12 protein-coding genes and 1 pseudogene are annotated in these 12,359 nt (G+C 32.8%); 4 read left to right on the plus strand and 9 right to left on the minus strand.

Annotated elements, in window-relative coordinates; genetic code table 11:
• The first annotated feature begins 73 nt into the window (after window positions 1-73).
• Window positions 74-355, plus strand: coding sequence for a hypothetical protein (locus LQ598_RS11205; RefSeq protein ID WP_107558992.1), 282 nt, complete (start codon window positions 74-76; stop codon window positions 353-355).
• A 143-nt stretch (window positions 356-498) separates the two neighbouring features.
• Here the strand turns inward: LQ598_RS11205 and qoxD are convergent, their stop codons facing one another.
• From qoxD to LQ598_RS11245, 8 genes and pseudogenes are all read right to left on the minus strand, one after another.
• Window positions 499-792: a cytochrome aa3 quinol oxidase subunit IV gene (qoxD, locus tag LQ598_RS11210; protein WP_016911266.1), complete on the minus strand. Its 294-nt coding sequence runs from the start codon at window positions 790-792 to the stop codon at window positions 499-501.
• Window positions 789-1,397, minus strand: a complete 609-nt coding sequence (gene qoxC, locus LQ598_RS11215) for a cytochrome aa3 quinol oxidase subunit III (protein ID WP_016911265.1) — start codon at window positions 1,395-1,397, stop codon at window positions 789-791. The genes qoxD and qoxC overlap by 4 nt, the downstream gene beginning before the upstream one ends.
• Complete coding sequence (gene qoxB, locus LQ598_RS11220; protein WP_016911264.1) at window positions 1,390-3,384, minus strand: cytochrome aa3 quinol oxidase subunit I; 1,995 nt, start codon at window positions 3,382-3,384, stop codon at window positions 1,390-1,392. Before qoxB ends, qoxC begins: the two co-directional genes overlap by 8 nt.
• Window positions 3,384-4,499 carry a cytochrome aa3 quinol oxidase subunit II gene (gene qoxA, locus LQ598_RS11225; protein ID WP_107558993.1) on the minus strand — a complete coding sequence of 372 codons (1,116 nt, stop codon included), beginning with the start codon at window positions 4,497-4,499 and terminating at the stop codon, window positions 3,384-3,386. Before qoxA ends, qoxB begins: the two co-directional genes overlap by 1 nt.
• A 282-nt stretch (window positions 4,500-4,781) precedes the next feature.
• Window positions 4,782-6,461 (minus strand): IS1182 family transposase, encoded by a 1,680-nt coding sequence (locus LQ598_RS11230; protein ID WP_239745519.1) that lies wholly within the window; start codon window positions 6,459-6,461, stop codon window positions 4,782-4,784.
• A gap of 279 nt (window positions 6,462-6,740) precedes the next feature.
• Window positions 6,741-7,211, minus strand: a complete 471-nt coding sequence (locus LQ598_RS11235; protein ID WP_226908915.1) for an immunoglobulin-like domain-containing protein — start codon at window positions 7,209-7,211, stop codon at window positions 6,741-6,743.
• Window positions 7,212-7,325: 114 nt separating this feature from the next.
• Window positions 7,326-7,637, minus strand: a pseudogene (locus LQ598_RS11240) (immunoglobulin-like domain-containing protein); the annotation flags it as partial.
• 130 nt (window positions 7,638-7,767) lie between these two features.
• Window positions 7,768-8,196, minus strand: coding sequence for an RrF2 family transcriptional regulator (locus LQ598_RS11245; protein WP_107556817.1), 429 nt, complete (start codon window positions 8,194-8,196; stop codon window positions 7,768-7,770).
• 184 nt (window positions 8,197-8,380) lie between these two features.
• Between LQ598_RS11245 and LQ598_RS11250 the strand changes: the two genes are divergently transcribed.
• A complete protein-coding gene (locus LQ598_RS11250) occupies window positions 8,381-9,538 on the plus strand; it encodes a globin domain-containing protein (RefSeq protein WP_239745520.1) in 1,158 nt (385 codons plus the stop codon).
• A 157-nt stretch (window positions 9,539-9,695) separates the two neighbouring features.
• On the opposite strand, the gene folD is transcribed toward LQ598_RS11250, so the two are convergent.
• Window positions 9,696-10,553 carry a bifunctional methylenetetrahydrofolate dehydrogenase/methenyltetrahydrofolate cyclohydrolase FolD gene (gene folD / locus LQ598_RS11255; RefSeq protein WP_239745521.1) on the minus strand — a complete coding sequence of 286 codons (858 nt, stop codon included), beginning with the start codon at window positions 10,551-10,553 and terminating at the stop codon, window positions 9,696-9,698.
• Window positions 10,554-10,761: 208 nt separating this feature from the next.
• Between folD and purE the strand changes: the two genes are divergently transcribed.
• Together purE and purK are read left to right on the plus strand one after the other, a co-directional pair.
• Window positions 10,762-11,244, plus strand: a complete 483-nt coding sequence (gene purE / locus LQ598_RS11260) for a 5-(carboxyamino)imidazole ribonucleotide mutase (RefSeq protein ID WP_026023237.1) — start codon at window positions 10,762-10,764, stop codon at window positions 11,242-11,244.
• Entirely contained in the window at window positions 11,231-12,358 is a 1,128-nt protein-coding gene (purK, locus tag LQ598_RS11265; protein ID WP_239745522.1) for a 5-(carboxyamino)imidazole ribonucleotide synthase, read from the plus strand. Before purE ends, purK begins: the two co-directional genes overlap by 14 nt.
• Window position 12,359 lies beyond the last annotated feature (1 nt).

A 12,359-nucleotide genomic window follows, 5' to 3' on the forward strand; every position in this document is an offset into this window, starting at 1 on the left:
CTTGTATTTAGTAAACATAGATATTACAATGATATAGCTAATATAGATAGGGATAAAAGGAGTTTAGTTTAAGATGTACATAAATAATGGCATTAATCGCGTGAGCAATTTTATAGAAGCAGGTAATGATTATGAAGCAATGATGTTACTAAGAGACCTGGAAGCTAACGTAATGAGATATGATTTTGAAATTATGGGTGAAGGATTTAACAACTTTGCAGATTTATATGTTTCATTAAAAAATAGAAAGAAAGCAATTGAAATGTATCAAAAAGCCATTCTATACTTTAGAGAAGTAGGGAATCAAAATAAAGTAGGCGAGGTTAGTCGTAAGTTCGAAAATCTAATTTTATAGAATTAAAGAGCTTAGGACATAAACGTTCTAGAAACTTACAAAATTAGAAATATAAAAAACACCCAATCCGTAAATGAATCCAACGGATTGGGTGTTTTATTTTGAGAAAGGGAATGATATCCCAAGCTCTTAATATATAGATATTACATATGGGCGCTGTGTCCGCCAACCATAACCCAATAAGTACCGATTACTACTAATAAAGTAATAATGACTGCGAAGAGTACTTTGAAGGCTGTTGCGCGTCCATCTGGTCCTTCTGTTAAATGCATAAACATTAATAATTGAACGATTGCTTGTATAAATGCAAAACCTATAATGATTGATGTTCTTACTTGTAATGACATGCCAGTGTATAACATGACATAAACAGCTAACAACGTAAGTACAATTGAGAAAATTAAACCGACTGTATGCGAAACGACTGTTTTATTCATGATCCACTCACCATCCCTACAAGATAAACTAGTGTAAAGATAAAGATCCATACAACATCAAGGAAATGCCAATACAAACTTCCGATAAATACTTTTGGTGCGTTATGTTCATTTAATCCACGAGTAGCAATTTGAATTAAAACGCCTGATATCCAGAATATACCTACAGTTACATGGAGACCATGTGTTCCTAATAGGATAAAGAATGAAGACCAGAATGATCCTAGTTGTGGTGTAACACCTTCATGAACGTAATGTGTGAACTCGTAAACTTCAAATCCAACGAATCCTGCACCTAATAATATTGTGATAATCATCCATACCATCATCATTTTGACATTTTGTTTACGCATGTAATAAACTGCGATACCACAAGTGTAACTACTTACTAATAATAAGAATGTCATAATCATAACTAATGGTAATTCAAATAGTTCAGGTGTAGTGAATCCACCATATGAACCACTTTTTTGTAATACTAAGAATGTAGCAAATAATGTACCGAATAACGCAACTTCCGCAGTAAGAAAGACCCAAAATCCGAGTTTATTTAATTGCCCTGTTTCATTAACAGTATCAATTGTATTATGTTGTTCATTACTCATCTTTATTGTCCTCCTTTTCCTGCAATTCTTGTTTGCGTAATTCACGTAGTTTTGCTTCATTTTCTTCTAATTCTTCAGCATGAATATGGTAACCATAGTCTTTTTCAAAACTTCTCCATATCATACATGCAAATATACCTGCACCAAAGATGATTGCTGGAATATAAGTTTCGAATATGAGGAAGAATCCACCAAATAGGAAGCAGACTGCCATCCAGAAACCAACATGTGTATTGTTAGGCATGTGTATATCTTTATAATCTTGATCATCAAGATAGTGTTTACCATTTTCTTTCATTTCTACAAATGTTTCAGTGTCATACCATTTTGGTGTAATCGCAAAGTTGTAGTGAGGTGGCATAGCTGAAGCAGTAGCCCATTCTAATGTTCTACCTAAGCCATTCCAGTTGTCACCAGTTGCTTCGCGTTTAGCTTTACCAAAGCTATATACGACGTTCCATACTAAAGCTAAGAATCCTATACCCATCAAGAATGCACCCATCGTTGAGATGAAGTTTAATGTGAACCATCCATCTGCTTGAGTGTATTTGTATAAACGACGAGGCATACCATCTAAGCCTAATAAGAATTGTGGTAAGAAACAAAGGTTAAATCCTAAAGTAAATGTCCAGAATAACCATTGATTAATTTTTTCATTCAATTTGTAACCAAACATTTTTGGATACCAGAAAATTAAACCTGCGAAACATGCGAATACAACACCAGCAATAATAACATAGTGGAAATGTGCCACTAAGAAATAAGTATTGTGGTACTGATAGTCTGCAGCTGCCATGGCAAGCATGACACCTGTAACACCACCTAAAGTAAAGTTAGGGATGAATGCTAATGAGAATAGCATTGGTGATTCAAATGTAATTCGGCCTTTATACAAGGTGAATAGCCAGTTGAATATTTTAACACCGGTTGGTATTGCGATCAACATAGTTGAGATTGAGAAGAATGAGTTTACTAATGCACCATTACCCATAGTGAAGAAATGGTGAACCCATACTAAGAAACTTAGGAACGCAATACCACTAGTTGCCCAGACCATACTTTGATGTCCGAATAAACGTTTTCTTGCAAATGTTGGGATAATTTCTGAATAAATACCGAATGCTGGCAATACAAGTATATATACTTCAGGGTGACCCCAAACCCAGAAGAAGTTAGCCCATAGCATTGGCATACCACCATTAGCTATTTCAAAGAAGCTTGTGCCCATTAAACGGTCGAAAGTCATTAAAGCAAGTGCGACAGTTAAAATAGGGAAGGCTAATATGATTAATAATGATGTTATTAATGTTGTCATAGAGAACATTGGGATTTGCATAAATTTCATAGATTTAGTACGCAATTTTAAGATAGTAACAAAGAAGTTAATACCAGTCATTAATGTACCAATACCTGAAATTTGAATAGCAACTAAATAATAATTAATACCTGTACCTGGACTGAAATCAGTTGCTAGTGGAGCATAGTTTGTCCAACCAGCAGCTGGAGCGCCACCAAGTACGAATGAAATATTGAATAGACCCATACCTGCAGCAAATAACCAGAAACTCAAGTTATTTAACATAGGGAATGCAACATCTCGAGCACCTAATTGTAATGGTACAACGACGTTCATTAAACCAATTAAGAACGGCATAGCCATGAAGATAATCATAATAACACCATGTGTTGTAAAGATTTCATTATAGTGCTGAGATTCGAGTAATTTACTATCTGGTGCCATTAATTGTAGACGGATAAGAAGTGCATCCATACCACCACGGAAAAACATAATGATCGCAGATATAATGTACATTACACCGATTTTTTTATGGTCTACTGATGTTAACCATTCAGTATACAACCATTTCCATTTTTTGTAATAAGTCAATCCACCAACAACAGCTATACCTGTTAATACAAGCATAACTTGCGCTATTGTGATCATCCAGTCATTTTGTATGATTAATTCATTCCATGGAAAATTCATTACTTGTCACCTCCATGGTTATTGTTAGAAGACTGCTTATCTTGTTTTTCATCTTCAGATTTAGCGTCTTCTTGGATTTTTTCCATTTCATCCATATGATGTTCTTCTTCTTTTTTGAAGTCACTGTCATATTTTTCATTATTTTTAAGAATCGTAGGTTTCATTCCATGACGTTCGTAGTTTGGATTAGTAACAGTTACTTTACGAGCTGGTAATACTGGTTTATCTGTTACGCCTTCACTTTCGTCATAGAAGTTTGGATCTTTCGGCTCATAACGGTAACGTTTAAATGCATGGAAGATATATTCCGGATCCGCGGCTGGATCAACATATGCTAAATGTGTACCACTATAAGTAAGTTCCTGATTCTTAGTTGTAGGTAAAAGTTGGTGATCAAATGTGTCTTGATCTATTGTTTTACGTTTCTGTGATTTTGAAACCCATTTATCGTAATCTTTAGAGCTTACTGAGTTTACGTTAAATGTCTGTCTAGAGAAACCTTCACCATTAAAGTTTGAATTTCTTCCTTTAAAAGTACCAGTTTCATTGGCTTGTAATGTCCAATCCATTGTCATGCTTGTCATAGCATATTTCTGACCACCTAATTGTGGAATCCAGAAACTTGTCATCATATCCATAGATTGTAGTTTGAATAAAACTGGACGACCTTCTGGAATTGTTACATGATTTACTGTTTCAACTTTTTCATCTGGATAACTAAAGAACCATTTATAACCAGCACTTGTTGCATAAATAACTACTGGATCTTCATCAGATTTAGGTGGTTCCTCATAAGAATACAGAGATTTAATCGTTGGTACAGCTAAAATCACAAGTATGATAACAGGAATTGTAAACCATACTGCTTCTAAGATGACGTTGTGATGCATAGTACCTGATGTTTCATTTTTTGTTTTTCTATATTTTACAATAAATATTAAAAACAAAATTGAGACCACTATAACAATAAAGACCATCATGATAATTGAAAAGATAATTAAGAAATGTTGATCTTCTGCCATAGGGCCTTTGGGGTTTAATACTTCTAAATTTGAACAACCACTAAGTAAAATACCTAATGTTGACATGAGAAGTATTGATTTTAACTTTGCCACGTTTTTTACCTCCCAATTTTCTATATACCTATATATATGGCTAGACCTCAATTTTAAAGGATTTGAACATATTTACAAGGCTAGTAAAAGGGATGTAAGCGTTATAATTTGAAAATGTATGAGAATAACTTTGATATGACGGCTTTTTATCTAAATGTTAAATTTTTGTGTACATTTAAAAAGATAATAAAATAAGCAAAATATTAGTAAAAACATTGATTTTTCAGCATATTAAGAAAATTGAAAGGTGAAAAAATTTGTAAATTGATACTATAATTTTGCTCATAAATAAAAAGAGGCTGGGACATTAACATCCCAGATTAACTTAAAAGAGCGTAAATTCTTTAAAAAATAAGAATTTACGCTCTTTTTACTATAGTTTTTAATTTTGGTAGCTCTAAGAGCTACCATTTTTCTTATGTTTGTTGCCATTAAGGCAATCCCTAATTCACGTTTCACTTTTGTTTTCCCTCTAAGAGAAACTCGAGTGAAACCCAAAATAGCCTTCAAATATCCAAAAACTGGCTCTACATCAATCTTTCTTTGTTTGTAGATTTTTTCAGTTTCAGGTTTTGAAAGCAACTTTTGTGTCATATGTTTAAAGTATTCCCACACATTGTTTTTCATTATCTTTTTATTTGTACTCTGGTATGCATTTTTTCTACATAAATCAAATAGTTCGCAGTTATTACAATTATCACTTTCATATAACTTGAAATCTCGTTTATATTTATACTTATCGATTCGATAAGTGTATCGTTTGAATGGCAATCTGCGATTGCTTGGACATATGATTTCATCTCTAAGTTCATCATACTTCCAATTTTGTGTGTTATATATGTTTTCTTTATATTTCTTGGTTTGTTCTTTTAAGTACATAGTATAAGTTATCAATGGTGTTCTGTTAAATTCAACTAGAATCGTTTTATAATTTTCCTCACTGCCGTAGCCAGCATCTGCGACAATATAGTTTGGTAGATTAAAATAGTTATTTCTAATATTATTTAAAAATGGTGTAAGTGTTCTAGTATCAGTTGGATTAGGAAATATGTCATAAGATAAAACGAATTGTGAATTTGTTGCGATTTGTAAATTGTATCCTGGTTTTAATTGTCCGTTCATCATGTGGTCATCTTTCATTCTCATAAAAGTTGCATCATGATCTGTTTTAGAATAGCTATTTCTTTCACCTAATATATCCAATTGTTTTTTATACTTTATTTGCCTATTGATATTTTCACTTAACAATTTTTTAGTCTTTTTTATTTCCGTTCTTTCTGAACGCATCATTTTTCGTTCTGCTACATCTTTAGAGTTGCTAATATCATTGTTTAAATCTTCGATTTTTTCTTCTAATCTGTTTTTGAATTCGTAAAGTGTTTCAAGTGTAATATCTTGGGTCTCATCTTTTAACTCAGGTATTACTTCATTTACAATGGCTTCACGATAGATTTCTCTCGATTGTTCAACTACTTTTTTATTAAATCTTTCTGTGTTTTTTCTCCAAACAAAAGTGTATTTATTGGCATTTGCTTCAATCTTAGTACCGTCTATATAAATACTTTCCTCATCAATAAGGTTTTGTTCTATGAGTTGTGTTCTAAAATTTATAAATAGAGATTGTAATAATCGATCAATTATAGGATTAACTCTGAAACGATTTATCGTTCGATAAGAAGGTGTTTGATTCTGTGACAACCACATCATACGAACACTGTCTTTAAGAAGACTTTCAATTCTTCTTCCGGAAAAAACAGATTGTGTATATGAATAAAGTATAATCTTTAACATTAATTTAGGGTGATATGAGGATGCACCACGAACGTGAGTAAATTCGTAGAATTCTTCATTAGGTATCGTTTCTACGATTTGATTTACAAAATGAGCAATATCATTTTCTGGAATTAAGACTTCAATATCTAGTGGTAGAGTTAATTGAGACATGTTATAATTTTTATACATAGAGCACCTCGTTAATTTAGTTTTTGTTGTGATTAATTAAATTATACGAAAGTGCTTTATTTTTTGAATAAGAATGGATATTTTGTCACGATTTTGTAAAGTGCTGACGCGCGGGGGAATAGTATGCGTGAGAGACTACAGGCTCGAGCCACACCCCCAGGCAAGCATGCACGCACAAAATCGTAGATTTTATAAATAAAGGAAAGAGAGCTAATCCGAAAATTATGGATTAGCTCTCTTTATTTGAGGTTAGGACATTTATGTCCCAACCTCTTTGTGTTATTTCACTGTTATTGTTCTACCTTGAGCAGTAATATGGCCATCAGCATCTGATACTGCATATCCTACTTTATACTTACCAGGTTTATCTGTATTTACTTCACCACTAGTTACAATGTCTGAAGATAAATCTTTACCTGAGTTGTCTTTAGCTTTTACATCTTTTAATAGATCGAAATCTTTACCTTTTTTCACTGTTATATCTTTTATACCCGTTATTTCTGGTTTAGGTGCTAATTCAGCATCGTTTACATAAACGCCACGTTTATAAGTGTAGTAATAACCATCTGAATCTTTAACGTGATACGTGATATATTGCAAACCAGTTTTCGAAGTATCAATATTACCTTTAACAGTAACTTTATCAGTGATGTCGCCATCTTTCTTATCTAAAGCTTTAACACCTTTCATTGTGTCAAAATGATCGCCTTGATAAACTAAATGTTTAGTTGGTACTGTAATAAGAGGCATGTTATCGTCTAAGTTTTTAGTTGAAGTTTTTTTGTTAGAAGCAACTTCTGCTTTTGATTTATCTTTATCATGAGTCGTTTTATCTTTAGATCCGTTTAAAGAACCTTCTTTGACTACATAAACATAGTGCCACTTAGTTCTATATGCCCCATCAGAATCAGTAACTTTATACTGTACTTTATATTTACCTAATTTAGAAGTATCAACATCTCCACTAACTTTAATTTTGTTAGTTAAGTCGCCATCTTCTTTATCATAAGCTTTAATGCCTTTTAATGAATCATAGTCAGCGCCTTTTTCAACAACGTCTCCTTCAACACCTTTAATTTGTGGAAGACTGTTACCAGTAGCACTAGCAGTTAATGAAGGTGTAACTAACGATGCCGACACACCAAGAACTGTTAATGACTGTATTATTTTGTTCATCATAATTATGTACTCCTTTGTTGTAAGCTATAAGGAAAGAATAACATGACTCGTGCATCAATTCCTTATTAATTTAAATATTATCGCAATCTTGTCACATTTACATCGACCTTAAGACCGATTTAAACATTTAAGGTGTATAAAGTGTTTCTTTTAGAGTATTTTTAGGGATAATATCACTCAAATAATATTTATCTAAAGTAAGTAAGTATTCATTTAAAGCATGATTAAGTGCACCTTTTAATCCACAGTTTAATGCAATGGGGCATGTGTTTGTCTCCATATTAAAACATTCTACTAATTCGAAGTGATCTTCAGTTTGTCTGACAAGCTTTCCGATATTTATTTCAGAAGGAGTTTGATTAAGAATTATGCCACCATTTCTTCCACGAATAGATTTTAAGTAGCCTAATTTTACAAGTTGATGTACGACTTTAGTTAAATGATTTTTGGAAATGCCATAAAATGTCGCAATCTCTTCTATTTGAGATTGTTTATTCTGTTGAGCAAGGTACATAAGTACGCGCAACGAATAATCCGTATATTGGGTGAGCTTCATAAAGTTCATCCTCCTTATAATATATTAATTATACTTAAAACTAAGTCTAAAAAACAATGATTGAAATTGAAAATCATGAAATATTGACAATTTTGTAAACAAACACAAATTATATTGAAATACATTGTGAAATTATTTACAATTAAACATGTATTTAAAATATATCTTTAAGAGGGGGATTCTGATGTTATCAGAACAAACTAAAGAAATCGTTAAACAAACAGTACCAGTATTAGAACAATACGGAAATGAAATTACTAAAGTATTTTATGAAAGATTATTTGAAGCACACCCAGAATTATTAAATATCTTTAATAAATCAAACCAAAAACAAGGGAAACAACAAACAGCATTAGCACAAACTGTATTAGCAGCAGCTAAACATATCGATCAGTTAGAAGCAATTGTGCCTAATGTTAACCAAATTGCTCATAAACACCGTGCGTTACAAGTAAAAGAAGAACACTATCCAATAGTTGGAGAGTATTTATTAAAAGCGATTAAAGAAGTATTAGGCGACGCAGCTACAGACGATATTATGAATGCTTGGGAAGAAGCATATGGTGAAATCGCGAGCGTATTCATTCAAATGGAAAAAGCAATGTATGAACAAGCTGCTTGGGACGATTTCAAATCATTTAAAATTACTAATATTGAAGACCAAGGTACTTCAATGAAATCATTCGAAGTTGAACCAGAAGAAAATATTAAAGTACCAGAACTTGTAGCTGGTCAATATATTACAGTACGTATTAAACCAACAAATGATGAAAACTTAGCGTTAAGACACTATTCAATTTATTCAGTTAAAAATGATGGAAAAATCAGATTTGCTGTTAAAAGAGAAGGTGCAGGCGAGACAAAAGGACTTGTATCACATGACCTACATGATAGTTACTCAGTAGGAGATACTTTAGAAATCTCAGCTCCAGCAGGTGATTTCAAAGTAGAATCACCTGAAGACAAAAAATTATTGCTATTATCTTCAGGAGCTGGTGTAACACCAATGTTAGCTATGTTAGAAGATGAAGGTTATAAAGGTAGAGATGTTCATTTCGTACATGTTAACGAATCAGAAGCAGATGTACCATTCAAAAAAGAAATAGATGCATTAAATGTAATGAACAATAATGTTGAAGTTACTTACCACTTAAGAGAAAGAGACGGTTACTTAACAAGTGACGAACTAAAAGCATGGATAAATGAAGATGTAGAAATTTATTTATGTGGTGGTATAACATTTATGGATACAATTTTTGAAGAATTAGACAAATTAAACATTGATCAATCAGGTGTGCACTTCGAACCATTTGGTCCAAAAATGAGTATTACAAACGTATAATTCCGATACACGCAAAAAACCAATCCGTTGAATTCATTTCAATTAGCGGATTGGTTTTTTTATTAATCAACTTATAAAAAAACATAAAAAAACAGAGCCAACATTGGATAACATGTGTTGGCTCTGTTTTCATTTTAGTCTAGAGACTATTATATGTTTATTCTATTCCATTTTTCCATTTTTCAGCTAATAGTGTGTTGTTCAAGACCATTGTGATTGTGAGTGGGCCGACACCGCCTGGTACTGGTGTGATTGCTCCGGCAACTTCTTTAACCGCTTCGAAATCTACGTCACCTTTAAGTTTACCGTCTTCGCCTGGTGTGTTACCAACGTCAACAATGACTGCACCTGGTTTTACTAAATCTTTTGTTACGAGGTGTACGCGTCCTACTGCACTTACTATTACATCTGCTTGTTTTAAAACTTCTTCTGTATTTGTCGATTTAGAATGCAATAGCGTTACAGTTGCATCTTGATCTGTTAATAATTTACTTACAGGTTGACCGACGATATGACTTCTACCGATTACAGCCACGTTTTTACCTTTTAAGTCGATATCAGCATGTTTGAGTATTTCCATAATGCCTAATGGTGTACATGGAATAAACGTACGTTCACCAGTATATAATCTACCAATATTAATAGGGTTAAAACCGTCTACGTCTTTATCTGGATTAATTGTTTCTAATACTTTAGCTTCAGAAACTTGTTTAGGAAGTGGTACTTGCACTAGAATACCGCTCACAGAATTATCGTTGTTTAATCTTTCTAATTCATTAAGAACTTCTTCTTCTGTAGATGATTCGTCCATATGTATGATTTCAGATATCATACCGATCTTCTCAGCTGCTTTCTTTTTAGAATTAACATAACTTTGGCTCGCACCGTCATTACCTACAAGAATGACAGATAGTTTTGGTACGATGTTGTGTGTCTTTAATCTTTCTACTTCACTTTGAAGACCAACTCTGTAAGCCTTCGCTATTTCTCTACCGTCTAATATCTTAGCTACCATGAAAATTGCCTCCTAAATAATAAATCGAACTTTAGTGTTGGTTACACTGTAAATTATCTCTTTAATACGAACATAAATCAATTATTTTTGTAAAAAAGATATAAAATGTTCGTTTTTCCATTGAAAATAGCATTATCAATTGTTATGCTATATCTGTAATATACACAATAAAAGTTAAATATTTCAACTATTTGAAAGGGTGACTTACATGAAAGTGGCAGTAATAATGGGTAGTTCATCAGATTGGCCTATCATGAAAGAAGCATGTGACATGCTTGATTATTTTGGAATTCAATATGATAAGAAGGTTGTATCTGCACATAGAACACCATTAGAAATGGTTGATTTTGCAAAAAATGCTACTAGTCAAAACATCGATATTATTATCGCTGGAGCAGGAGGCGCAGCGCACTTACCAGGAATGGTTGCTTCGCTAACGACAGTTCCAGTTATAGGTGTACCAATTGAATCGAAAAGTTTAAAAGGCATGGATTCTTTACTATCTATAGTACAAATGCCAGGTGGAATTCCTGTCGCAACTACTGCTATAGGAAAAGCAGGATCTAAGAATGCTGGTATTTTAGCAGCGAGAATGATTGGTATGACTGATGAAAATGTAAGAAATCAATTAGTGAATTATGAAAAAAGTTTACGCGATAAAGTGGAGGAAATGCAAAATGACTTATTATAACCTTGAATCAGGTGACATGATAGGTATTGTGGGCGGCGGTCAATTAGGCAAAATGATGGCACAATCTGCACAAAAAATGGGATTTAAAGTCGCAATCCTAGATCCTGATGAAAATTGTCCTGCACAATTTGTAGCACATGAATTTATAAATGCTGATTACTCTAATGAAAAGGCACTTAATCAATTAGGTAATATCTCAAAAGTTGTTACTTATGAATTTGAAAATATAGATGCACAACAATTAGAAACACTTTCCAATAAATATAATATACCTCAAGGAAGTGAAACAGTTGCTTTATTACAAGATAGATTAACTGAAAAGCAAACTCTAGAAAGCGCTCATGTAAATATAGTGCCGTTTTTAGAAGTGAAGCAATCTCAAGACTTGGATGAAGCGATTGAAACAATAGGCTTTCCATTTATTATAAAAACACGTTTTGGTGGTTATGACGGAAAAGGACAACTTGTCATTCGGTCTAACGATGACTTGGATGAAGCAAGAGAACTTATTGCCGATACACCATGCGTAGTTGAAAAATATCTCCCTCTATATAAAGAAGTATCCATAACAGCTACACGTGACATTTATGATCAAACAGTTTATTTTCCACTACAAGAAAATGAACATAGAGATCAAATATTATATAAAACAATCGTTCCAGCTCGTTTAGATTTTGAAGAACAAGCTATAAATGAAGTTGAAAAAATCATGTCTAAAGTTCATTTCATTGGTACTTTTACTGTGGAATTTTTCGTGACTGATGATTATAAGCTATTTGTAAATGAAATTGCACCTAGACCTCATAATTCTGGACATTATTCTATAGAAGCTTGTGATTATTCTCAATTTGATACACACATACTTGCTGTAGCAGGGTGGCACTTGCCAGGAAAAATTCATTTATTACAACCAGCTATTATGATGAATTTATTAGGTCAAGATGTATCGAACTTGAAGCATGAATTTTATAAGCATCCAGATTGGCATGTTCATATATACGGCAAAAAGATTAATAAAGTTAACCGTAAGATGGGACATATTACTAAACTATCAACAGATTTAGATAAGGATGAACAACAATTTAATCAAATTTTTGAAGGGCGGAACAAGTAAC

The sequence above is a fragment of the Mammaliicoccus sp. F-M27 genome, assembly GCF_022387115.1.
GTDB lineage: Bacteria > Bacillota > Bacilli > Staphylococcales > Staphylococcaceae > Mammaliicoccus > Mammaliicoccus vitulinus.